21 protein-coding genes are annotated in these 22,340 nt (G+C 76.2%); 7 read left to right on the top strand and 14 right to left on the bottom strand.

What is annotated here, in order from left to right:
- Window positions 1–201: 201 nt before the first annotated feature.
- Window positions 202–1,062: a GGDEF domain-containing protein gene (locus tag ACI79L_RS07480; RefSeq protein WP_456936168.1), complete on the top strand. Its 861-nt coding sequence runs from the start codon at window positions 202–204 to the stop codon at window positions 1,060–1,062.
- Between the two features lie 66 nt (window positions 1,063–1,128).
- Here the strand turns inward: ACI79L_RS07480 and ACI79L_RS07475 are convergent, their stop codons facing one another.
- Entirely contained in the window at window positions 1,129–1,557 is a 429-nt protein-coding gene (locus tag ACI79L_RS07475) for a DUF1707 SHOCT-like domain-containing protein (RefSeq protein WP_456936167.1), read from the bottom strand.
- Window positions 1,558–1,613: 56 nt separating this feature from the next.
- Window positions 1,614–2,027, bottom strand: a complete 414-nt coding sequence (locus ACI79L_RS07470) for a MarR family winged helix-turn-helix transcriptional regulator (protein WP_456936166.1) — start codon at window positions 2,025–2,027, stop codon at window positions 1,614–1,616.
- A gap of 64 nt (window positions 2,028–2,091) precedes the next feature.
- Here ACI79L_RS07470 and ACI79L_RS07465 point away from each other — a divergent pair, with 64 nt between their 5' ends.
- Window positions 2,092–3,939, top strand: a complete 1,848-nt coding sequence (locus ACI79L_RS07465) for an ABC transporter ATP-binding protein (RefSeq protein WP_456936165.1) — start codon at window positions 2,092–2,094, stop codon at window positions 3,937–3,939.
- A gap of 31 nt (window positions 3,940–3,970) precedes the next feature.
- Here the strand turns inward: ACI79L_RS07465 and ACI79L_RS07460 are convergent, their stop codons facing one another.
- The 3 genes from ACI79L_RS07460 to ACI79L_RS07450 form a co-directional block, all read right to left on the bottom strand.
- A complete protein-coding gene (locus tag ACI79L_RS07460) occupies window positions 3,971–5,056 on the bottom strand; it encodes a winged helix DNA-binding domain-containing protein (protein ID WP_456936164.1) in 1,086 nt (361 codons plus the stop codon).
- Window positions 5,057–5,110: 54 nt separating this feature from the next.
- Complete coding sequence (locus ACI79L_RS07455) at window positions 5,111–5,980, bottom strand: diguanylate cyclase domain-containing protein (protein ID WP_456936163.1); 870 nt, start codon at window positions 5,978–5,980, stop codon at window positions 5,111–5,113.
- Between the two features lie 525 nt (window positions 5,981–6,505).
- On the bottom strand, window positions 6,506–7,705 hold the full coding sequence (locus ACI79L_RS07450; RefSeq protein ID WP_456936162.1) for an EAL domain-containing protein: 1,200 nt from the start codon (window positions 7,703–7,705) through the stop codon (window positions 6,506–6,508).
- A 151-nt stretch (window positions 7,706–7,856) separates the two neighbouring features.
- On the opposite strand from ACI79L_RS07450, the gene ACI79L_RS07445 reads away from it, so the two are divergent.
- Window positions 7,857–8,492, top strand: a complete 636-nt coding sequence (locus ACI79L_RS07445) for a dihydrofolate reductase family protein (protein ID WP_456936161.1) — start codon at window positions 7,857–7,859, stop codon at window positions 8,490–8,492.
- Between the two features lie 71 nt (window positions 8,493–8,563).
- On the top strand, window positions 8,564–9,313 hold the full coding sequence (locus ACI79L_RS07440; RefSeq protein WP_456936160.1) for a thioesterase family protein: 750 nt from the start codon (window positions 8,564–8,566) through the stop codon (window positions 9,311–9,313).
- 10 nt (window positions 9,314–9,323) lie between these two features.
- Here the strand turns inward: ACI79L_RS07440 and ACI79L_RS07435 are convergent, their stop codons facing one another.
- On the bottom strand, window positions 9,324–9,998 hold the full coding sequence (locus tag ACI79L_RS07435) for a response regulator transcription factor (protein ID WP_456929733.1): 675 nt from the start codon (window positions 9,996–9,998) through the stop codon (window positions 9,324–9,326).
- A complete protein-coding gene (locus ACI79L_RS07430; RefSeq protein ID WP_456936159.1) occupies window positions 9,995–11,140 on the bottom strand; it encodes a sensor histidine kinase in 1,146 nt (381 codons plus the stop codon). Before ACI79L_RS07430 ends, ACI79L_RS07435 begins: the two co-directional genes overlap by 4 nt.
- A 182-nt stretch (window positions 11,141–11,322) precedes the next feature.
- On the opposite strand from ACI79L_RS07430, the gene ACI79L_RS07425 reads away from it, so the two are divergent.
- On the top strand, window positions 11,323–12,198 hold the full coding sequence (locus ACI79L_RS07425; protein ID WP_456936158.1) for an ABC transporter ATP-binding protein: 876 nt from the start codon (window positions 11,323–11,325) through the stop codon (window positions 12,196–12,198).
- A 25-nt stretch (window positions 12,199–12,223) separates the two neighbouring features.
- Window positions 12,224–13,006 (top strand): hypothetical protein, encoded by a 783-nt coding sequence (locus ACI79L_RS07420; protein WP_456936157.1) that lies wholly within the window; start codon window positions 12,224–12,226, stop codon window positions 13,004–13,006.
- Between the two features lie 92 nt (window positions 13,007–13,098).
- On the opposite strand, the gene ACI79L_RS07415 is transcribed toward ACI79L_RS07420, so the two are convergent.
- From ACI79L_RS07415 to ACI79L_RS07405, 3 genes are all read right to left on the bottom strand, one after another.
- Window positions 13,099–13,632 (bottom strand): DUF4240 domain-containing protein, encoded by a 534-nt coding sequence (locus ACI79L_RS07415; protein WP_456936156.1) that lies wholly within the window; start codon window positions 13,630–13,632, stop codon window positions 13,099–13,101.
- 72 nt (window positions 13,633–13,704) lie between these two features.
- On the bottom strand, window positions 13,705–14,853 hold the full coding sequence (locus ACI79L_RS07410) for an acyl-CoA dehydrogenase family protein (protein ID WP_456936155.1): 1,149 nt from the start codon (window positions 14,851–14,853) through the stop codon (window positions 13,705–13,707).
- Window positions 14,847–15,713, bottom strand: coding sequence for a hypothetical protein (locus ACI79L_RS07405; protein ID WP_456936154.1), 867 nt, complete (start codon window positions 15,711–15,713; stop codon window positions 14,847–14,849). The genes ACI79L_RS07410 and ACI79L_RS07405 overlap by 7 nt, the downstream gene beginning before the upstream one ends.
- 72 nt (window positions 15,714–15,785) lie before the next feature.
- Between ACI79L_RS07405 and ACI79L_RS07400 the strand changes: the two genes are divergently transcribed.
- Window positions 15,786–16,862, top strand: a complete 1,077-nt coding sequence (locus ACI79L_RS07400; protein WP_456936153.1) for an alkene reductase — start codon at window positions 15,786–15,788, stop codon at window positions 16,860–16,862.
- A 55-nt stretch (window positions 16,863–16,917) separates the two neighbouring features.
- On the opposite strand, the gene ACI79L_RS07395 is transcribed toward ACI79L_RS07400, so the two are convergent.
- The 4 genes from ACI79L_RS07395 to ACI79L_RS07380 are packed head-to-tail and all read right to left on the bottom strand — an operon-like array spanning window position 16,918 to window position 22,329.
- The gene (locus ACI79L_RS07395) at window positions 16,918–19,380 is read right to left on the bottom strand and encodes an FAD-dependent monooxygenase (RefSeq protein ID WP_456936152.1); all 2,463 of its coding nucleotides are present in this window, start codon (window positions 19,378–19,380) and stop codon (window positions 16,918–16,920) included.
- Window positions 19,377–20,624, bottom strand: a complete 1,248-nt coding sequence (locus ACI79L_RS07390; RefSeq protein ID WP_456936151.1) for a beta-ketoacyl synthase N-terminal-like domain-containing protein — start codon at window positions 20,622–20,624, stop codon at window positions 19,377–19,379. The genes ACI79L_RS07395 and ACI79L_RS07390 overlap by 4 nt, the downstream gene beginning before the upstream one ends.
- Window positions 20,621–21,907: a beta-ketoacyl-[acyl-carrier-protein] synthase family protein gene (locus tag ACI79L_RS07385; protein WP_456936150.1), complete on the bottom strand. Its 1,287-nt coding sequence runs from the start codon at window positions 21,905–21,907 to the stop codon at window positions 20,621–20,623. Before ACI79L_RS07385 ends, ACI79L_RS07390 begins: the two co-directional genes overlap by 4 nt.
- Window positions 21,904–22,329 carry a cupin domain-containing protein gene (locus tag ACI79L_RS07380; RefSeq protein ID WP_456936149.1) on the bottom strand — a complete coding sequence of 142 codons (426 nt, stop codon included), beginning with the start codon at window positions 22,327–22,329 and terminating at the stop codon, window positions 21,904–21,906. Before ACI79L_RS07380 ends, ACI79L_RS07385 begins: the two co-directional genes overlap by 4 nt.
- Window positions 22,330–22,340: the final 11 nt, after the last annotated feature.

The raw sequence follows: 22,340 nt of genomic DNA, 5'->3' as shown, positions 1-22,340 counted from the left end.
GAGGGCCGCGCCGAGGGCCTGTGGGTGGTCCGGTGAGCCGGCGGGACCGGACGGTCCGGGACCGTACCGATCGACGGGTGTCGTCCGGGCGTGCTGTGATCGCCTGCGCGGGGCGTCTCGTCCCGCCGGCGCGGGGAGGGAGGCGGCCCGGGGTGCACGGCAGCAGCGGGGACCGGCCCTCCGGGGTCCGGTAGCGCCCGGGTGGACGGCCGGCTGGCGCACGAGTTCGTGGAGGGCACCGACGCCCTCGTCTGCGTCGTGGACGGGGAGGGCCGCATCCTGCTGGCCAACCCGGCGCTGCAGCGGTTCACCGGGCGCACGCTCGACGAGCTGGTGGGACGCTCCTTCGTGGACGTCTGGGTGGTCCCGGAGCACCGCGCCCTCGCGGTGGACGCCGTCGCCCGGGCCGTCGCCACCGGCCGCGCGTTCCCGCAGGAGGGCGACTGGCTGACCGCCGACGGCACCCGCCGCCTGATCTCGATGCAGAACAACGTGCTCACCGGCGCCGACGGCCGCCCCTACGCGGTCGCGTGCGTGGGCATCGACGTGACCGACCAGCGGCGGCGGGAGGCGGTGCTGTCGGAGTGGGCGCGCACCGACCGGCTGACCGGGATCCTCAACCGGGGCGCGCTCTTCGAGGAGCTGACGCGCCGCCTGGACCCGGCGGCCGGCCGCGACTGCGGCGTCCTGTTCTGCGACCTCGACGGGTTCAAGGTGGTCAACGACGTGCACGGGCACGCCGTCGGCGACGCGGTGCTGGTCGAGGTCGCCGCCCGGCTGTCCGCGGAGGCCGGGCCCGACGGGGTCGTCGCCCGGTTCGGCGGGGACGAGTTCGTGGTCCTGTGCCCCGGCTGCGAGGAGACCGCGCTCGCCGACCTCGCCGCCGGGGTGCGCGAGCGGGTCGGCGCTCCGGTGCCCACCGCGGCCGGCCCGGTGGTGGTCGGCGTCAGCGCCGGCTGGGCGGTGGGCCGGCCCGGGGCCGCGCCGGACGAGGTCATCGCCCGGGCCGACCGCGCGATGTACGGCGCCAAGACCCGCCAGCGCCGCCGCTCGGAACGATGAAGGACCCCGTCCCTCTCACCCCACTCGCAGGCTCGCGGCGAGCCTCCGGACGGGGCCGGACGAGCCCTATCTCCTGGGCCGGCCGATCCCGGTGGCGTAGAGGACGGCGAGGACCGCCCCGGACGGGGCGAACCAGATGAACCACGGGTAGGCCGGGTCGCCGCTGCCCAGGGAGACCAGCAGCCAGACGACGACGTTCACCGCGACCGCGGCGGCCCACACGATGGTGAGCACCCGCATCGCCGTGCCGCCGCCGGTGTCGGAGAAGACCCGGTGCCGCGGCGCCGGGCGCGGCGGGGGCGGCGGCACGGGCAGGTCGCGGGTGATCCGCTCCAGCTCGCCTCGGGTGCGGGCGGCCCAGGCCGCCGTGACCCGCTCGTCGAACTCGTGCAGGTCGAGCTGGCCGGCGCCGACCGCCCGGTGCAGCCGGTCCTGCACGATCCGCCGCTCGACGTCGGAGACCCGCAGTTCCTCGGCCCGCACCGGCTCGCCCATGCGCCTGATCGTGGCACCGCCGGTCGCCCCGCGGGGTCCGTCGAGCGGTGGACCGCTCAGTCCGCGACGGCGCGCAGCAGGCGGCTCAGCTCGGCGCGCTCGGCGGCGGTCAGCCGGGCGAACAGCTCGCGGGTGTCGGCCCGGCGGGCGGCGTCCACCTCCGCCTGCACCCGGCGCCCCTCGGCGGTCGCCCGCAGCAGCACGGCGCGGCGGTCGGTCGGGTCCGGCGTGCGCTCCAGCAGCCCCCGCTCCTGCAGGGCGTCGGCCACCTCGGTCGCCGAGCGGGGCGCGATGTGCAGCGCCTCGGCCAGGTCGGACAGCCGCACGCCCTCCTGCAGCACCACCACGCGCAGGGCCCGGGCCTGGTGGGGGGACAGCGCCCACGGTGCCAGGACGTCCCGCCAGCGCCGGCGCTGGGTGCGGGCGGCGCGCATCACCAGCTCGCCCAGCTCGGCGCCCTCGTCGTCCACGGGGGAATGCTACCGGCGATGGTGCGGTTACCGGAACGTGAGGTAGCCTCAGCAACCACGGGAGGTGGTCACCATCGAGGAGACGGGGAGTGGTCGCGGGAGGGGCGGGTCCGGGCGGACCGTCGACCCCGCGGACCGGGCGCAGCTGGAGCGCGCGCCGGTCTCGCTGCGCCGGGTCGCGGCGCTGTTCCGCCCCTACCGCTGGCAGGTCGGGACCGTGGTGGCGCTCATCGTCGCCTCCTCGGTCGTCGCGCTGGCGACGCCGTTCCTCGTCCGGCTGGTCATCGACGAGGCCCTGCCCCGCCAGGACGTGCGGCTGCTGGTGTGGGCGGTCGCCGGCATGGTCGCCGTCACCGGCGTGACCGCCGTGCTCGGCGTGGTGCAGACCTGGCTGTCCACGACGGTCGGCCAGCGGGTCATGCACGGCCTGCGGACGGCGGTGTTCACGCACCTGCAGCGTCAGTCGCTCGGCTTCTTCACCCGCACCCGCGGCGGCGAGGTGCAGTCGCGGCTGACCAACGACATCGGCGGCATGCAGTCGGTGGTCACCTCGACGGCGACGTCGCTGGCGGCCAACGCCACCACCGTCGTCGGCACCGTGGTCGCGATGGTGGCGCTGTCCTGGCGGCTGTCGCTGCTGTCCCTGGTGGTGCTGCCGCCGGCGATCGCGCTGACCCGCAAGGTGGCGCGGATGCGCCGCGCGGTCACCGCGCAGCGGCAGCGGCACCTCGCCGACCTGCACGGCCAGGTCGAGGAGGGGCTGTCGGTCAGCGGCGTGCTGCTGGGCAAGACCCTCGGCGCGGGCCCGGCCGCCTCCCGCCGGTTCGCCGCGACGTCGGAGGACCTGGTCGGCCTCGAGGTCCGCTCACAGCTGGCCGGACGCTGGCGGATGGCCTCGATGAGCGTCGTGTTCGCCGGCATCCCCGCGCTGATCTACCTGTTCGCCGGGCTGCCGGCGACCTCGGGCGGCATGACCATCGGCACGCTCGTCGCCTTCACCGCACTGCAGGGCACGCTGTTCCGCCCGCTCATGGGCCTGCTCGACGTCGGCGTCTCGGTCACCAGCTCGATGGCGCTGTTCAGCCGCGTCTTCGAGTACCTGGACCTGCCGGTGGAGATCGACGACCCGGCGTCCCCGGTCGAGCTGGACCCGGCGGCGGTGCGCGGCGAGGTCCGCTGGGAGGGCGTGGACTTCACCTACCCCGACGGCGCCCGCCCGGCGCTGCGCGGCGTCGACGTCGCCGTCCCCGCGGGCACCACGCTGGCGCTGGTGGGGGAGACCGGCTCGGGCAAGTCGACGATGGCCTCGCTGGTCGCCCGGCTGGCCGACCCGACCGCCGGCCGCGTGACCATCGACGGCGTCGACCTGCGCGACCTGCGGCTGGCCACGCTCGCGCAGGTGGTCGGCGTCGTCTCGCAGGAGACCTACCTGCTGCACGCCACCGTCCGGGAGAACCTGCGGCACGCCCGCCCCGGCGCCACCGACGCCGAGATCGAGGCCGCCGCCCGCCGCGCCCGGGTGCACGACGTGATCGCCGCGCTGCCCGACGGCTACGACACCGTCGTCGGCGCCCGCGGGCACCGGTTCTCCGGCGGGGAGAAGCAGCGGCTGGCGATCGCCCGCACGCTGCTGCGCGACCCGCGGGTGCTGGTGCTCGACGAGGCCACCAGCGCGCTGGACACCGCCACCGAGCGGGCGGTGCAGGCGGCGCTGGACGAGGCCCGCCGCGGCCGGACGACGATCACCATCGCGCACCGGCTGTCCACCGTGCGGCACGCCGACCGGATCGTCGTCCTCGACGCCGGCCGGGTGGTGGAGTCCGGCACGCACGCGGAGCTCGTGGCCCGCGGCGGCCGCTACGCCGAGCTCGTGACCGCCGGCGACGACGCGCAGGACCTGCTCGCCGCCTGAGCCCGGATGGCAGAGATGGCCATTTCTGCCGCTAGGAGACCTCGACCGCCTTCAGGCGGACGCCGCGGAAGGCGGCCAGCCGCTCGGCCTGCTCCTCCACGGCGGCCCGGACGGCGCGGGAGAACGGCGCCCACGGCTCGACGGCGACGGTCAGCGACGAGCCGGCCTTGCGCGGCCGCCACAGCCCGGCGAGCGCGCCGTCGGCGAGCACCGCGCCGGGCCGGCCGAGCACCGGCCACATGGCCTTGCGGCGGTCGGCGTCGGGCACCAGCGTCTCGCGGTCGCGGCCCTGCAGGAGGAGGTCGAACGGGCCGAGCAGGCGGACCCCCCGGGGAGCGCCGGCGCCCAGCCGGCCGGCGTCGTCGGCCAGCACCCACCGCCGCTGCCCGTCGACCTCCACCTCGACGGCGTCCTCGGGCCAGCGCGCCCTGACGTCCCTCACCGCCCCGTCGAGGTAGCCGGCGACGTGCTGCGGGGTGGCCGGGCCGAGCAGGTGCAGGTACGCGCGGACGACGTCGAGCCGGCCGGGGACGCTGCCGGCGGGCGCGAACCCGGGCACCGGCTGCAGCACCGGCGGCGAGGTGCCCGGCTGCAGCTCCAGCCCGGCGCGCAGCGCGGCCAGGCGGAACGGCTGCTCGTAGAGGTGCACCGCGTCGCACGGGCGGCAGTAGCGGTTGTAGGGCTCCTCCATCGCGTCCGACAGCCGCCGCGACATCTCGCCCTTGACCGTCGGCGCGGTGACGATCTCCCGCATCCGCCCGGCGATGGTGTCCAGCGCGGTGAGCACCGGGATGCCCGCGGCCCTGAGCGGCTTCGCGGCGTCGAAGACCCGCTTGGCGGCGTCGGCCTCGGAGAAGGGCGCGGTGGCCGCGGCGACGGCGGGCAGGTCGGCGCGGCGGTACAGGTGCGGGGCGCCGCGCAGCGTCCACGCGGTGGCCAGCTCGCCGTCGTCCGGCACGACACCGCGGATCGCCAGCGCCCACAGCCCGCCGTCGGGCCCGGTGTCCTGGACGCCGAGGTCGAGGACGGCGGTGTCGGCGGACGTGCCGGCGACGCGGTCGAGCTGCTGGGTGGTGACGCGGTACGCGAGGACGTCGTCGGCGGTCGCGGTCGGCACGCCGCGGACCCTAGGCCCGGCCGGGCACGGGCGGCCCGTCCCCGGCCGGGGGAGTCAGTCGCGCCGGCCGCGGCGGAGGCTCTTCACGCCGTACATGGCCATGTCGGCGCGGTTCATGACGCTGTCCGGGTCGTCGCCGGGCCCGCCGGTCGCCGTCCCGGTGCTCACGCCCACCCGGACCTCGCCGTCGGCGACGTCGAACGGCTCCTGCACCGCGGCCTCGATCCGGCGCGCCCGGTCGGCGGCCGCGTCGGGGTCGAGGCCGCGGGAGACGACGACGAACTCGTCGCCGCCGAGGCGCGCGACGACGTCGTGCGGGCCGGCGAGCGCGCGCAGCCGCCGGGCGACGGCGACCAGCAGCCGGTCGCCGGCCGCGTGCCCGAAGCGGTCGTTGACCGCCTTGAAGCCGTCGAGGTCGCAGAAGACCAGGCTGCACCCGTCGCCGGTCTCGACGTCCAGGCGGGCGGCGAGCACGGCGAACAGCGCGCTGCGGTTGGCCAGACCGGTCAGCGGGTCGGTGACCGCCTGCCGCCGCACCTGCGCCTCCCGCTCGCGGTGTGCGGTGACGTCGATGCCGATGAAGGCGACGGCGTAGGGGGTGCCGTCGTCGCGGGTCAGCACGCTGGTCTGCAGCTCGACGCGGCGCTGCCGGCCGTCGCCGGTGCGCCAGTCGACCTCGCCGGGGATCGCCGGCCGGCCGGACAGGACCATCGCCAGCGCGGCGCGGGCCAGCTCGACCTCCTCGGAGAGGGTCACCACCTGCCAGAAGGGGACGCCGACCAGCTCGGCGGCGCGGCGGCCGGTGAAGCGCTCGAGGGCGGGGTTGGCGAGCAGGACCCGCCCGTCGCCGTCGCAGACGAGCACGAGGGCCGCCGTCGCCTGCACGGTGGCGCGGGCCAGGCCGTCGAGGGCGGTGGGCGTCACGGACACGGTGGCACCGGACCGGGCGCCACGGGGGCCGGCCGGCCGGTCGGGGGTCCCGGCCGCGGACGGCCGTCGGGGTGCGTGCACCGGAGCTCCTCGGGGTGGCTGCTGACCTCCTCTGCATCGGCGCGTCCGGGCCGGTCCTCGAGGGCGCCTCCCCCCGTCGGGTGGGCTCGAGTGGCGCGCGCGGCCGGTCCTGGCGTAGGGGAGCCGGTCACGTTCCGTCCGCTGACCCGCGCGGACCTGCCGCTGCTGGGCCGCTGGCTCGAGGAAGCGCTGGTCGCCCGCTGGTGGGCGCACGAGACGACGCCCGAGGCGCTGGAGGCCGACCTCGGCCCGAGCGTCGACGGCACCGACCCCGGCGAGGGGCTGCCGGCGCTGACCGGCGGGCGGCCGTTCGGGCTCGTGCAGCGGTGCCCCGATCGCCGACTTCCCCGAGTACGCCGAGGAGCTCGGGCCGGTGGTGGACGTGCCGCCGCGGGCGCTGTCGATCGACCACCTGCTGCGCCGGCCGGCGCCCGGGGGTCAGGCGGCGGGCAGGGCCATCGGCGGCATCACGGGGGACAGCGCCTCCGGCGGGCCGGGGCGGCCGTAGTACCAGCCCTGGCCGAGGTCGACGCCGAGGTCGCGCAGCCGGGAGGCCTCCTCCGCCGTCTCGATGCCCTCGGCCACCAGCGTCACACCGCAGCCGTGGCCGAAGGTCACCAGCGACCCGACCAGCGTCGACAGCACCGGGTCGGTGTCCAGGCCGCTGACGATGCTGCGGTCCATCTTGATGACGTCGGGGCCGGTCACCACGATGTGCCGGAGGGAGGAGAAGCCGGCGCCGACGTCGTCGATGGCCAGCCGCATGCCGGCCGCGCGGAAGGGCACCAGCGCCCTGGTGAGCGCGTCGTAGTCCTCGACCGGGTCGTGCTCGGAGAGCTCGAGCAGGACGCGGTCGAGCGGCAGCTCGCGCAGCAGCGCGGCGCACTCCGGGGTGAGCAGGGTCTGCGGGGACACGTTCATCGCCACGTAGCCGCCGACCCGGTCCAGGTGGGCGGCCGCGCCCCGGAGGGCGAGCAGCTCCACCTCGGAGCCGCGGCCGACGCTGTGCGCCTCCTCGAAGACGACGTCGGGGCCCTTGGCCCACTCGCGCGGGAAGCGGCTGAGCGCCTCGGCGCCGACGCGGACGCCGGTGACCAGGTCGACGATCGGCTGCAGGACCACGCTCGGGCCGCCCGCGGCGACCAGCGGGTCGAGCCGGCCGTCGATGTCGTCGCGGCGCTGCTGCTCGCGGATCTCGGGCTCGATGATCACCGACGCCGCCGACGCGAGGACCTGCATCAGCGCCTCGTCGCGGCGGGTGAGCTCCTTGTCCGAGGTGAAGCCGAAGGCGCAGAAGGTGCCGTAGAGGCTGCCGTCGGAGAGCGTGACCGGCGTCGACACGTAGCTGCGGATGCGGGGGATGCGCGCCGAGGGCAGGGACATCGCCAGGGGGTGGCGCGTCACGTCGTCGATGACGGCGGGCAGCTTCCCGTCGAGGATCGCCTGGCAGAACGAGGTGTCCTGGGCGACCTTCGCCTTCTCCCGCACGAGCAGCGGCACCCGGGTGTCGACCACCTCCAGGTGCTGGGTGGTGCCGTCCAGGCGGCTGAGGAACGCCACGCTCATGTGCAGCGACGTGCGGGCCGTCCGCAGCAGGTCGGCGATCTGCTGCTCTGCGTCGGTGCGCTGTCGGGCCATCGGGTGCTCCTCGTCCGGAACGGGTGACGTCCTCCCATCGACACCGGTCGTGCACGGCTGGAGCGGGCGCGATGGGGCTCACCCGGACCGATGAGTCCCGGCGCCGCCCGCCGTCTGCACCTGCGACCGCACCACCCCGGAGGAGAGACCGATGCGCCCGCTCACCGTCACCACGTTCCTGACCCTCGACGGCGTCGCCCAGGCCCCCGGCGGGCCCCAGGAGGACCCGTCCGGCGGCTTCCCCTACGGCGGCTGGCTGGTGCCCTTCGCCGACGAGGCGATGGGGGAGCAGATGGACGCCTGGTTCCGCCCGGCCGAGGACTTCCTGCTGGGCCGGACGACGTACGAGATCTTCGCCGCGCACTGGCCGCACGTGGACGCCACCGGCGACCCGGTGGCCCAGGCGCTGCAGACCAGGACCAAGCACGTCGCGTCGCGGACGCTGACCTCGCTGGAGTGGTCCACCGCCCGGCTGCTCGGCGCCGACGTGCCGGCCGCCGTCCGGGAGCTCAAGGCCGCCGACGGCGGTGAGCTGCAGGTGCACGGCTCGATCGGGCTGGTGCGGACGCTGCTGGCCGAGGACCTGGTCGACGAGCTGCGCACCACCGTCTTCCCGGTGGTCCTCGGCACGGGCAAGCGGCTGTTCGAGGGCGGCGCCGCGCCGCGCACCTGGGAGCTGGTCAGCTCGACGACCACCTCGACCGGCGCGGTGATGACCGCCCACCGGCGCACCGGCGAGGTGGTCACCGGCTCCTTCGCGCTGGAGGACGCCGACACGACGGTTTGACATCCGTACCGACGGGTGTACGGTCCTCCCGTCCCGGTTGGAGAGTCCAACCGGGATGGGGGGAGGGACCCGTGACCGCCATCGCTCTCGAGGCGTCGCCGCTCGTCTTCGACCCGTCCTGGCGGTCGTTCACGCACGTGCAGGGCGGCCTGGTGGCCGGGCACCTGATGGCCGCCGCCGCGGACCGCACCGGCGCCGCGCCGCGGGCGGTCACCGCCCACCTGCTCGCCGGGGTCGAGCCGGGCGTGGAGACGGCGGTCGACGCCGTCCTCGACCGCGCCGGGACCACCGGCAGCGTGCGGGCCACGATGAGCCAGCAGGGCCGGGTGCTCGCCGTCGCCCAGGTGCTCACGCTGGCCCGCTCCGCCTCCCCGGTCTCGGAGAGTGCACCGCCGGCGCCCGGGCCGACCGTGCGCGAGGGCGTGCCGTTCCGGCTGCCGCGGGAGTTCGTCCCGATCGCCGACCACACGGAGATCCGCGCGCTGGGGGCGTCCCGGCCGCTGGCCGGCGGGCCCGAGCCGCGGCTGTCGGCGTGGGTGCGCATCGACGGCGACCTCGAGCCGCTGGTCCAGCTCGGCGTGCTGCTCGACGCACTGCCGCCGGCGCTGTTCGCCGTCCGCACCACGCCGGCGGTGATGCCGACCGTCGAGCTCACCGCGCACCTGGCCGGCCCGCCGCCGGAGACCGGCGCGTGGGTGCGGATCGACCAGGTCACCACCTGGGCCGACGCCGACGTCGCGGTCGACGACGCCGAGCTCCGCGCCGTCGACGGCTCGCTCGTCGCCCGGGCCCGCCAGACCCGCCGCCTGCTCTCCCGCTGAGCGGGGCCGGTCAGCCCTCGAGCAGGCCGGCCTCGTGGGCGAGGATCGCGGCCTGCGTGCGGTTGGCGAGGTCCAGCTTGGTGAGCAGCCGGGAGACGTAGGTCTTCACGGTGGCCTCGCTGACGAACAGCCGGCCGGCCAGCTCGGCGTTGGAGCCGCCGCTGCCGAGCAGGGTGAGCACCTCGCGCTCGCGGTCCGACAGCGTGGCCACCCGCTGCAGCGCCTCCGCCCGGCGCGGGGTCGCGCGGCTGTCCACGTAGGAGGCGATCAGGCCGGCGGTCACGGCGGGGGAGAGCGTCGCCGTCCCGTCGGCCACCGCCCGGACGGCGGCGGCGATCTCGCGCGGCGGCGTGTCCTTGAGCAGGAACCCGGCCGCGCCCGCGGCCAGCGCCGCGTACACGTACTCGTCGACGTGGAAGGTGGTCAGGACGGCGACCTGCGGCGGATCGGGCAGGGCGAGGATCGCGCGGGTGGCGGCCAGCCCGTCCATCCCGGGCATGCGGACGTCGGTGAGCACGACGTCGGGCCGCAGCTCCCGCGCGGCGGCCACCCCGGCCGCGCCGTCGCCGGCCTCGCCGACGACCTCCACGTCGCCGGCCGCCTCCAGCACGGTGCGCAGGCCGAAGCGGACCAGCTCCTCGTCGTCGACGAGCAGCACCCGGATCCGGCGCCCGTCCCCGCTCACGTCGGCAGCACCGCCTCGACGCCGAAACCGCCGTCCAGCCGCGGTTCCGCGGTCAGCCGCCCGCCCAGCGTGCGCACCCGCTCGGCCACGCCGACGAGACCGAAGCCGCCCCCGGGGACGGCGTCGGGGGTGCGGGCGGGCGGTCCGTTGACGACCCGCACGTGCAGCTCGCCGGGCCGCCGCTCCACGGTCACCCGGACCGGCGCGCCGGGGGCGTGCCTGCCCGCGTTGGTCAGGGCCTCCTGCACGATGCGGTACGCCGCCCGGCCGACGACGGGGTCGACCGGTGCGGTCCCCTCCGCCGGGCCGGTCCAGGCGACGGACATCCCGGCCTCGCGGGCCGACCCCACCAGCCGCGGCAGGTCGGCCAGCCCCGGCTGGGGACCCAGCGGCGCGGCCTCGTCGAGCTCCCCGGCCCGCAGCACCCCGACCATCTGACGCAGCTCCTCCAGTGCCTGACGCCCGGCCGTCTGCACCTGCCCGGCGAGCTGCTCCACCCGCGGCCGGTCGCCGGCGGCCACCTCGATGGCGCCGGCCTGCAGCACCATGAGGCTCACCCGGTGTCCGACGGCGTCGTGCATCTCCCGCGCGATCCGCGTCCGCTCGGTCACGACGGCGTCGTGTGCCAGCCGCTCCCGCTCGGCCTCGGCCCGCACCGCCCGCTCGCGCAGGGCCGCGAGCAGCTGGGCGCGGGTCCGCTGCCAGATCCCGAGCGCCGCGGGGAGCACCAGGGCGAGGGCCACGCCGCCGAGAGCGCCCACCGCCTCGTTCGCGGTGCCGATGGTCCAGGGCTGGACGAGCGCGACCGCCCCGAGCACGCCGGCGACGACGCGCACCGGCCACCGGCCGTCGTAGCGGCCCACCGCGTAGGCGGTGAGCAGCAGGCCGACCGACAGCGCCGGGACCAGCGCCGTGAGAGCGGCGCTGACGACGAAGGGCACCACGGGCGCCGAGCGCCGGAAGAGGAACAGGGTCAGCACCAGCAGCACGCCGCCGGCGACGAGGACGGCGTCCGGCGCCAGGCGGGCCTCCGGGGTGACGACGCCGACCGTCACGGTGGCCGCGCTCGCCAGCGCGACCAGCGCCTCGAACCCGACGCTGCGTGCGCGCAGGCCGGGCCAGACGCGCTCCCGGATCCCCACGGGGCGGAGCGTATGTCCGGCCGGTGCGCCGGCGGGTCGCCCGTCCGGCGCGGACCGGATCACCTTTCGGATGACACGGCCGCGCCGTCCGTGGACCCCGATCGGCTGCCTCCGGCCGACGCGGGGAGCGGGCCCGGCCCGGCAGGTTCGTCGTCGACAGCAGCGACTCCCCGGAGGCAGCCATGATCGAGGTCAGCGGACTGACCAAGCAGTACGGCTCCCGGACCGTCGTCGACGACGTGTCCTTCACGCTCGAGCCCGGCACCGTGACCGGGTTCCTCGGGCCCAACGGCGCCGGCAAGAGCACGACCATGCGGATGATGACCGGCCTGGTCCCGGCCACCGCGGGGACCACCCGCATCGACGGCCGTCCCTACGCCGGCCTGCCGAACCCGGCCGCCGTCGTCGGGACGCTGCTCGACGCCTCCGCGGTCCACCCCGGGCGCACCGGGCGGACGCACCTGCGGCTCGCGGCCTCGGCGGTCGGCGTGCCGGCGGCGCGGGTCGACGAGGTGCTCGAGCTCGTCGGGCTCACCCCGGCCGCCCGGCGCCGGGTCGGTGGCTACTCCCTCGGCATGCGGCAGCGGCTCGGCATCGCCGGGGCGCTGCTGGCCGACCCGCCGGTGCTGGTCTTCGACGAGCCGGCCAACGGCCTGGACCCGGAGGGCATCCGCTGGATGCGCGACCTGCTGCGCGGCCACGCGGCCCGCGGCGGGACGGTGCTCCTGTCCTCGCACCTGCTCGGCGAGGTCGAGTCGACCGTCGACCGGCTGCTGGTCATCGGCGCCGGGCGGATCGTCGCCGACGGCCCGGTGGGCGACCTGCTCGGCAGCGAGGGGACCTCGGTGCGGGCCGCCGATCCCGCCGCGCTGACCCGGGCGCTCGAGGCCGCGGGGTTCCACGTGCAACACGGGCCCGACGGCGCGCTGGTCGTGCCCGGCGCCGAGCCCGGCGCGGTCGGCGCGATCGCCGCGGCCGGCGGCCACGTCCTCACCGACCTGCGCCCGGTCCGCCGCGGCATCGAGGACCTGTTCTTCCAGCTCACCACCGCCTCCTGACCCTCCCTCCTCCCTGGAGACCGCCATGGCCACCGTCCTGCCCGCCGTCGTCCCCGCCCCGGGAGCCACCCCCGCCGGCACCCGTCCGCCGGTCCGCGCCGGGGCGCCCTCTCCCGCCGCGCTGGTCGGCATCGAGGTCCGCAAGTCCCTGTCCACCCGCTCGGGCCGCTCGCTGGCCGTGGCCTCGGTGCTGCTGGCCCCGGCCGCGACCGCGGTCGTCGCCGCGGCCAGCGAGGAGGGCCTGGCCTCGGTCACCGGCCCGATCGGCGTGATGGGGGTGCTCACCGGCCTGGTGCTGGTGGCGCTCGGAGCGCTGTCCACCGCGGGGGAGTGGAGCCACCGGACGGTGCAGACCACCTACCTGCTCGTCCCGCGCCGCGGCCGGGTGCTGGCCGCCAAGGCGGTCGCCGTCGCCCTGCTCGGCGCGGCCCTGGCCGCGCTGTCCGCGGCGCTGACCGCGGGCGTCCTGGCGGTCCTCGTCGACGGCGCGTCGTGGGAGGGCGCCGGGCGCGCGCTCGGGGTGGTCGTGGCCGCCGGAGCGGTGCTCGCGGTGACCGGCGCCGGCGTCGGGGCCGCGCTGGCCAACACCCCGGCGACGCTGACCTCGTTCTACCTCGTCGTCCTCGGGGTCCTGCCCCTGGTGCGGAACTTCGAGCCGGAGATCGGGTCGAGGCTGGACCCGGCCGACGCGGTGGTGGCACTGGCGATGGGTCAGGCGCAGACCCGGCCGGTGCTGGTGCTGACCGGGTGGGTCGTGGTGAGCGTGGTCGCCGGCGCCGTGGTCACCCGCCGCCGCGCGGTCGCCTGATCCCGGCGGACCCCGGCCCCATCCCCTCCCTGTCCCGTCCCCGGCGGTCCCGGCTCCGGCCGGGGCCGCCGGTCCGTGCCGGCGTCCCCGCGTCAGTCGCCGGACGCCCGAGCCGACAGCCGGGGCAGGCGTGCCGCGAACCAGGCGTCGTCGTCCTCGGGGAACGGCTCGCCGCGGGGGTCGTCGGAGGAGCCGACGGCCAGGTCCTCGTCGAGGTCCTCGGTGTCGACGCCGGCCTCCTCGAGCACGTCGGCCGGCACGTAGGCCAGCGACTCGGCCTCGCTGAAGACCTCGCCGTCCTCGTCCCACTCCAGGTCGGCCAGGGCGTCGGGGTCGGCGAGGACCCGCTCGAACGCCTCCCTGCCCTGGGCGACCAGCCAGACGCGGAAGTCGAGGAAGGCGTCGTCGCTCATGCCGCCGGCGGCCACGTACCCGGCGGCCCACACCCGCCACTCGTTCGCCCGCTCGACCTGGTCGTGCAGGTGCCGCGCGAAGGCGACGACTTCTTCCGTCCCGCGCGCGGACAGCTCCTCGGTGAGCGCCTCCACCTGGGAGGCGACGGGGTCGTCGGACCCGGGCGCGGGCCGGCTCCGCTCGATCACGGTCCAGAAGACGTCGAGGTCCATGCCGGGACCGTACGGCCGGGCGCCCGCGGTCCCGGCAGGGACGCGGCCGGCGGACGATCCAGCGGAACGCCCTCAGTCCAGGCCGCCCCGGGCGACGAGCTGGCGGGCGATGACGTCGCGCTGGATCTCGTTGGTGCCCTCGCCGACGATCATCAGCGGGGCGTCGCGGAAGTAGCGCTCGACGTCGAACTCGGTGGAGTAGCCGTGCCCGCCGTGCACCCGGATGGCGTCCAGCGCGACCTTCATCGCCGTCTCGGAGGCGAACAGCTTGGCCATCCCGGCCTCCATGTCCGACCGCTGTCCCGACTCGTGCCGCTCCGCCGCGTACAGCACCAGCTGCCGGGCGGCGGTGAGCGAGGTGGCCATGTCGGCGAGCAGGTTGCCCACCGCCTGGTGTCGCCAGATCGGCTTGCCGAAGCTCTCCCGCTCCTGGGCGTAGCGCAGCGCGTCGTCGAAGGCGGCCTGCCCGACGCCGAGCGCCCGCGCGGCCACCTGGATCCGGCCGGTCTCCAGCCCGGTCATCATCTGCGCGAACCCGCGGCCCTCCACCCCGCCGAGGACGGCGTCGGCCGGCGCCCGGTACCCGTCGAAGGACAGCTCGCAGCTCTCCACGCCCTTGTAGCCGAGCTTGGGCAGGTCCCGCGAGACGGTCAGCCCGGGCCCGTGCTCGACCAGCAGCACCGACACCCCGCGGTGCCGCGGCTGGGCCTGCGGGTCGGTCTTGCACAGCAGCGCCACCAGCTGCGACCGGCGCGCGTTGGTGATCCACGTCTTCGCGCCGTCGACGACCCAGCCCTCGCCGTCCCGCCGCGCGACGGTCCGCATCGCCTGCAGGTCCGACCCGCCGCCGGGCTCGGTCAGCGCCATCGTCGCCCGCACCTCGCCGGTGGCCATCCGGGGCAGCCAGCGGTCCTGCTGCTCCCGCGTCCCGAACGCCAGCAGCAGCGTGGCGACGACGGTGTGCCCACCCATCGCCCCGGCCAGCGACATCCACCCGCGCGCGAGCTCCGCGGTGACCAGGGCGTAGCAGGGCATGGACACCGGCGCCTCGCCCCACGGCTCGGGGATCGCCAGGCCGAAGACGCCGAGCTGTTTCATCCGCTCGATCAGCGCCTCGGGATAGGTGTCCGCGTGCTCGAGCTCGCGCGCCACCGGCCGGACCTCGCGGTCGACGAAGGCGCGCACGGTGGCGACGACGTCGCGCTCCTCCGGGCTCAGCACGGGGCGGCCCCCGCGAGCACCGCGGTCCCCGTGACCGACGCCGGCTGCCCCACCGCCGCCGCGGTCAGCGCGAACCGGTCGCCGTCCAGCCGGCCGGTCGCCCGCACCGGCGTGCCCGCGTACGCCGGCCGGGTCAGCCGGTGGCTGAAGGACGTGACGGACCGGTCCGGGGTGTGCCGGCGCGGGACCTCGAGCAGCAGCAGGGCGAGCAGCGGCCCGTGCACCACGAGGCCCGGGTGGCCCTCGACCTGCGTCACGTAGGGCTGGTCGTAGTGGATGCGGTGCGCGTTGTAGGTCAGCGCGCTGAACCGGAACAGCAGCGGCGGGTCGGGCAGCACCTCGGCCACGTGGTCGCCGACGTCGGCGGGGGAGCCGGCTCCCGCCGGGGCCGGGGACGAGCCGGCCTCCTGGGAGCGGTAGACGACGTCCTGCTCCTCGGCGACCAGCAGCGCGCCGTCCGCCCGGTACTCGCTGCGCACGGTGACCAGCAGCATCTCCCCGCTGCGGCCGGCCTTCACCTCGCACCGGGCCAGCGACGAGGTCCGCTCGACCACGGCGCCCACCCGCAGCGGCGCGGTCACCTCCATCCGCCCGCCGGCGATCATCCGGCGCCGGTGCGGCAGCGGCGGGAGGAAGTGCCCGGCGCGGGGGTGGCCGTCGTCGCCGAGGTCGGCGGTGGCCGGCCGGTCGAGGAAGGTGAACCAGTGCCAGCCCGGCGGCAGCGGGTCGCCGTCGGCCAGGGGCGGGGCGGGCCGGTCGAGGACGGCGGCGAACGCGGCCGCGGGCCCGGGCGCGACCAGCGCGGAGTCGGTCAGCGGCCCCGGGGACCAGCCCGCGACGGCGTCGGACAGGAGCGTCACCGGGTCATCGTGCCGCCTGTGACGCCGCCCGCATCCCGGAATGGCCCGGCGCCGGGCGGTGTCGGAATCCCCGTGGACCTGTTCTCTCCCGTGAAGCTCGGCGACCTCGAGCTCGCCAACCGCGTCGCCATGGCGCCCCTGACCCGCATGCGCTCCGGCAAGGCCGGCGTCCCCGGCGACCTCGTCGTCGAGCACTACGAGCAGCGCGCCGGCATCGGCCTCATCGTCACCGAGGGCACCTACCCGACCCACGAGGGCCAGGCGTTCGTCGGCCAGCCCGGCATCGTCACCGACGAGCAGGTGGCCGGCTGGCGCCGCGTCGCCGACGCCGTGCACGCCCGCGGCGGCCGGATCGTCGTGCAGGTGATGCACGGCGGCCGCGTGACCCACCCCGACGTCAACGGCGGCCGCCGCGTCGTCGCCCCCAGCGCCATCGCCATCGACGGCGCCGGCCACACCGAGAAGGGCAAGCAGCCCTACCCGGTGCCGCACGCGCTGACCACCGACGAGGTCCGCGAGGTCGTCCGCGACTTCGTCCGCGCCGCCGAGCGCGCCGTCGAGGCCGGCCTGGACGGCGTGGAGATCCACGGCGCCAACGGCTACCTGCTGCACGAGTTCCTCTCGCCGGCGTCCAACGTCCGCGACGACGAGTACGGCGGCTCCCCGGAGAACCGCGCCCGCCTGGTCGTCGAGGTCGTCACCGCGGTCGCCGAGGCGATCGGCGCGGGCCGCGTGGGGCTGCGCATCTCGCCCGAGCACAACATCCAGGACGCCCTCGAGACCGACCGCGAGGACGTGCGCGCCACCTACGGCACGCTGGTCGACCAGCTGCGCCCGCTGGGCCTGGCCTACCTCTCCGTGCTGCACCGCGAGCCGGCCGGCGACCTGGTCCAGGAGCTGCGCAGCCGGTTCTGCGGCCACCTGATGGCCAACAGCGGCTTCGGCTCGGTCACCACCCGCGAGGAGGCGCTCGCGCTCATCGAGGCCGCGCACGCCGACGTCGTCGCCGTGGGCCGGGCGGTCATCGCCAACCCCGACCTGGTCGAGCGCTGGGCCGGCGAGCACCCGGAGAACGAGATCCGGTCGCACCTGTTCTACGCGTCCGGCGCCGAGGGCTACACCGACTACCCGACGCTGCGCGCCGGCTGAGCACACACCACGAGGGCGGTCCCGGCGAGCACGCCGGGACCGCCCTCGTCGGGTCTCACACCGCGTAGACGCCCGCGAGGTGCTCCCGCAGCACCTCCTCGGACACCGGCCGGGTGCGGAAGCCGACGTGCCCGTCGGGCCGGACCAGGTAGGCGGCCGTGCCCGGGCCCGCGATCCCGTAGGCGGCGCGGAAGCCGTCGCCGGGGTCGGTGAGCACCGGCAGCTCCACCAGCGGCGGGACGGGGGTGCCCGGCGCGAGCAGCAGGTACGGGTGCACCTGCCCGCGGGTCGCCGTCCGGACGCCCACCGCCAGCTCCTCGAGCGCCGCGGGGTCGGCCGTCGCGTCGGCCGACAGCAGCAGCGTCGCGTGGGTGCCGCGGGTGAGGTCGAACAGCCGCACGTCGTGCGCCACGCCGAACCGGCGCAGGCCCGTCACGTCCGGCGCCCGGTGGCCGGGCTCCGGCCCGCCCGCGAAGCCGCCGTCGACCTGCCCCACCAGCGGGCTCCCGGCGTAGTTCATGGTCATCTGCATCTCGAGCAGGAACTGCGCCTTCTCGTCCTCCATGTCCATCTCGTCGGTGAACGCGATGGCCACGGCCCGGTCGACGATCGCCTTGCCCGCCGGGCGCCGCTCGGCCTCGTAGCTGTCGAGCAGCCCGGGGGAGCCCTGCCCGCGGACGGCGAGGGCGAGCTTCCAGGACAGGTTCCACGCGTCCTGGATGCCGGTGTTCATGCCCTGGCCCCCCGCCGGCGGGTGCAGGTGCGCGGCGTCCCCGGCGACGAACACCCGCCCCACCCGGTACCGGTCGACGATGCCGTGCTTGATCCGGAACACCGACGACCAGCGCAGGTTGCTCGCCGTCGTCCCGGGCGGGCCGAGGTCGTCGATGGCGGCCTGGATGTCGGCCAGCCCCGGCGGGTCGTACTCCTTCCAGAACCCGGCGGGGACGACGCCGCTGCCGATCGTCTCCTGCAGCCGCTTCGGCGCCAGCGTGGCCACCCGGAACCGGTTGCGGCCCCGCAGCGGGACGCAGACGAGCATGCCGGTGAAGTCGCCGTCGTCCTCGATCCGCACCCACCGCAGCAGGTGGCCCGGCGGCATCTCCCAGTCCACGTCGACGTCGCCGAGCATGAACAGCTGCGGGAACATCGACAGCCCGCCGTCGAACCGCAGCCCCAGCTGCGCGCGCACCGCGCTGGAGGCGCCGTCGGCCCCGACCAGGTAGGCCGCCCGCGCCGCCTCGACCTCCCCGGAGGCGTGCGCCAGCTGCGCGGTCACGCCCTCGTCGTCCTGGGTGAAGCCGGTGAGCTCGACGCCGCGCTCCACCTCGACGCCGAGGGACCGCAGCCGGTCGCCGAGGATCCGCTCGGTCTCGTACTGCGGCAGGCCGAGGTGGGCGTAGGGCAGCTCCTCCAGCCCCGACCAGTCGACCTGGTGGGTGAGCTTGCCGTTGACGAAGACGGTCTGGCCGTAGAGCCAGCTGCCGGCGTCCATCGCCTCGGTGACGATGCCCTGGTCCTCCCAGATCTCCATCGTCCGGCAGTGGATGCCGATCGCCTTGTCCGCCTGCGTCGAGGCCTCGGGCCGCTTGTCGACGACGCGGACGGCGATCCCGCGGCGGGCCAGCTCGATCCCGGCGGTCAGCCCCGCCGGCCCGGCGCCGATCACGAGCACCTCGGCGTCCGGCCGGGTCCGCCGGGCGGCGGGGGCCGCCGGCACGGGGAGGGGGGAGGGCAGCGAGCCGAGGTCGATCGGCGCGGTGACCGGCTCGGCCAGCGCCGGCCGGGGCGCCGGCACCTCGGCGGGGGCCTCGACCGGGGCCTCGACCGGCGCCGGGGCCGGCGGTGCCGCCGCCCGCACGCCCCGCACGCCGGCCTCCTGCGGGCGGAACCGGATCTCGTAGAGCTTGCGCTGGAAGAACACCGACAGCCAGCGGATGAGCGGGCCGCTCTGGTCGGCGTGCGAGGGGTCCTCCACCCAGTTGCGGAAGTCCTCGTCGGACTCCCACTCGGCGAAGATGTGGTATAGGTCCGAGTCCGGCTCCCGGAGCAGCTCCTCGCGGATCAGCCCCTTGGTGCCGCGCAGCCGGTCGGTGACGATCGCGTAGGCCCGCTCGAACGCCTCCTCCTCGCCCGGCGCCACCTTCGTGCTGATGTCCACGCGCACGTGCGAGGCCTGCTCGCCGCCGGTGATCCCGTACAGCACCTCGTAGGTGCTGCGGTCGGCGTCCTCGCGCAGGTCCCGCAGCGCCGCGGTCAGCGTCTCCCGGGCGGCGGAGCGGCCGAAGCCGTCGACCGCCGCCCGGTCCACCCAGTCGGCGACGACGAGGAACGTCCGCGGGTCGGCCGCGTCCCGCATCAGCTCCTGCCGCAGGTTGCCGGGCACCGAGGCGATCTGCGCCGCGGCCTCGCGCCAGGCGTCCTCGAACGCCTGCTCGCAGCCCTCCCGCACCCGCATGCGCAGCAGCGTGCGCACCGCGCCGTCGTGGGTCGTCGGCCGCTCCTCCAGGGTGGTCATGAACGAGCTCCTCCAGCGTGTCGGCGCAGCACGAGGCTGCTGTTGAAGCCACCGGCGCCGCGGGCGAGGACGACCACGGTGGCCAGGTCCTGCACGCGGCCGGCGCGGACGAGGTCGACCCCCGGCGGCGTGTCGACCGGGTCGTCCAGGAAGGCGGTGCCGGGCACGATCCCGTCCCGCATCGCCAGCAGCGCCGTCGCCACGTTCAGCGCCGACCCGCCGGCCATGAGCCGGCCGGTCCACGACGACGGCGCGGTCACCGGCACCGGGGCCGACCGCCCGCCGAACACCGCGCCGATCGCCTCCAGCTCCAGCCGGTCCAGCGCCGGGACGCCGGCGCCGTCGGCGACCACCAGGTCGACCTCGTCCGGGGAGACGCCGGCGTCGGTCAGCGACAGCCGGATCGCCCGGGCGTACTGGGTCGCGTCGGGGGCCGGGTCCTCGTGGTGGTGGGCGTCGTGGGTGGCGCCGTAGCCGGCGACCTCGCCCCACACCTTCGGCGCGCCGCGGGCCGCGGCCGCGCCGGGCTCCTCCAGCAGCAGGATGGCCCCGCCCTCGCCGACGACGTGCCCGTTGGCCCGCCGGTCGAAGGGCTTGTAGGCGTCCTCCGGGCGGTCGGCGCCCGACAGCCGGCCGCCGGTGGCCTGGCACAGCACCGCGTACGGGCACAGCCCGGCCTCGGTGCCGCCGACCAGCACCGCCGGGGTGCCGCGGCGGACCACCCGCCGCGCCCAGCCGATGCTGTCCAGCCCGCCCGCGCCCTCGGTGACGACGACGCCCGAGGGGCCCTTGAAGTCGTCGCGGATGGACACCTGGCCGGTGGAGGCCGCGTAGAACCAGGCGATCGACTGGTAGGCGCCCACCGACCGGGGCCCCTTGGCCCACAGCCCCTGGATCTCGTGCTGGCTGAACTCGTTGCCGCCCGAGCCGGAGGCGAGGAACACCGAGGTGGCGTAGACGTCGTCCTCGGGGGCGGTGTAGTCCGCGTCCTGCGCCGCGAGGGTGGCCGCCGCCAGCGACATCCACGTCCACCGGTCGGTCTGCACCATCAGCTGCGGCGAGACGTGGTCGGCGGGCACGAAGTCGCGCACCTGCCCGGCCAGCGGGACCCCGTAGCGGTCGGCGTCGAAGCCCTCCAGCGGCCGGATGGCCGGCTCCCCGCGGACCAGCGAGGCCCAGTGCTCCTCGACGCCGACGCCGGTCGGGGCGACGACGCCGATCCCGGTGACCAGCAGCCCGCTCACGACTCCCTCCGGGTGGGGCCGGCCAGCACGATCGCCGACTGGAACCCGCCGAAGCCGCTGCCCACCGAGATGGCGACGTCGACCTTCTGCTCCCGCGCCACCTTCGGCACGTAGTCGAGGTCGCACTCGGGGTCGGGCACCTCGTAGTTGGCCGTGGGCGGCAGCACGCCGCGCTGCACCGCCAGCGCGGTCGCGGCGATCTCGATCGACCCGATCGCGCCCAGCGAGTGCCCGACCATCGACTTGATCGAGCTCATCGCCACGCTGCCGGCGGCGGGACCGAGGCTCTTCTTGACCGCCGCCGTCTCGTGCCGGTCGTTCTGCTTGGTGCCCGAGCCGTGCGCGTTGACGTAGCCGACCTCGTCCGGCGCGATGCGGCCCTGGTCCAGCGCCCGGGTGATCGCCTCGGCCATCTCGGTGCCGTCGGGCTTGAGCCCGGTCATGTGGAAGGCGTTGCAGCGGTTGGCGTAGCCGGTGATCTCGCAGTACACCTCCGCGCCGCGGCGGCGGGCGTGCCCGAGCTCCTCGAGCACGAGCACCGCCGCGCCCTCGCCCATGACGAACCCGTTGCGGCGGGCGTCGAAGGGCTTGGAGGCGTGCTCGGGGTCGTCGTTGCTGTCGGTGGTCGCCCGGATGGTGTCGAAGCAGGCCATCGAGATCGGCGAGATCGGGGCGTCGCTGGCCCCCGCGATGACGACGTCGGCGTCGCCGTCCTCGACCAGCTGCGCGCCGTAGCCGACCGCGTCGATGCCGGAGGTGCAGCCGGTGGAGACGACGGTGGCCGGGCCGTGCGCGCCGAACCGGACGGCGAGCTCGGTGGCGCCGCAGCTCGGCACCAGCGCGGAGGCGAGGAACCGCGACGCGTACCGCGGGTCGACCTCCCACAGCCGGCCCGAGTCGCTGACCTGCACGTACTCCTGCTCCAGGCGCATCGTCGCGCCGACGGCGCTGCCCAGGGTGACGCCCACGCGGTCGCCGTCGGGGCCGTCGTCGGCGCCGAACCGCAGCCCGCTGTCGGCGACCGCCTCGTCCGCGGCGACCATCGCCATCTGGACGAACCGGTCGTTGCGGAACACCTCGTGGGCGGTCAGGCCGAGCTTGCGGCCGTCGAAGTCCACCTCGGCGGCGACCTGGGAGCGGAACCGGGCCGGGTCGAAGAAGGTGATCCGGCGGGTCGCCGTCCGCCCCTCGGTGAGCATGTCCCAGAAGCCCTCGCGGCCCATCGAGCCGGGGGCGACCACCCCGATGCCGGTGACGACGACCCGGCGCCGGTCGGTGCTCACCGCACGCCCGGGGGCAGCTCGGTGTCCACGTGGCCCAGCTCGGGCCGCGGCGCCAGCGGACCGCACAGGAAGACGAACGTCGCCGTCGTCCCCGTGTCGTTGACGATCCGGTGCCGCACCCCGATCGGGATGTGGACGGCGGACTCGGCGACCAGGCGGCGCTCCTCGCCGTCGAGGGTGACCAGGACGTCGCCCTCCTGGCAGTAGAGGAACTCCTCCGAGTACGGGTGCCAGTGCTCGGTCACGACCTCGCCGGGCTCGAGGGTGAGCGTGCCCATGAAGCCGGCGGTCGAGCCCACGCTGGCCGGGGACAGCAGCACCCGGATGTCCCCGCCGCGGCGGCGGTTGGGCGCGGTGTCGGCGCGGTGGACGGTGGGGCCGCAGCGCGTCGGGGTGGCCGGCGCGTGCTGGATCGTCGTCATGTCTCTCCTCG

Source organism: Geodermatophilus sp. SYSU D00684, from assembly GCF_054050455.1.
Note: the sequence above shows the minus strand (reverse complement) of the source record. Positions and strands in the feature narration are given on the sequence as shown.

What these genes read in the sequence shown, in the direction of transcription:
- ACI79L_RS07475 (WP_456936167.1), bottom strand. Translation starts at nt 1,557, where the DNA reads ATGGGCGAGCCGGTGCGGGCCGAGGAACTGCGGGTCTCCGACGTCGAG.
- ACI79L_RS07450 (WP_456936162.1), bottom strand. Translation starts at nt 7,705, where the DNA reads ATGGCCCGACAGCGCACCGACGCAGAGCAGCAGATCGCCGACCTGCTG.
- ACI79L_RS07445 (WP_456936161.1), top strand. Translation starts at nt 7,857, where the DNA reads ATGCGCCCGCTCACCGTCACCACGTTCCTGACCCTCGACGGCGTCGCC.
- ACI79L_RS07425 (WP_456936158.1), top strand. Translation starts at nt 11,323, where the DNA reads ATGATCGAGGTCAGCGGACTGACCAAGCAGTACGGCTCCCGGACCGTC.
- ACI79L_RS07420 (WP_456936157.1), top strand. Translation starts at nt 12,224, where the DNA reads ATGGCCACCGTCCTGCCCGCCGTCGTCCCCGCCCCGGGAGCCACCCCC.
- ACI79L_RS07415 (WP_456936156.1), bottom strand. Translation starts at nt 13,632, where the DNA reads ATGGACCTCGACGTCTTCTGGACCGTGATCGAGCGGAGCCGGCCCGCG.
- ACI79L_RS07395 (WP_456936152.1), bottom strand. Translation starts at nt 19,380, where the DNA reads ATGACCACCCTGGAGGAGCGGCCGACGACCCACGACGGCGCGGTGCGC.
- ACI79L_RS07380 (WP_456936149.1), bottom strand. Translation starts at nt 22,329, where the DNA reads ATGACGACGATCCAGCACGCGCCGGCCACCCCGACGCGCTGCGGCCCC.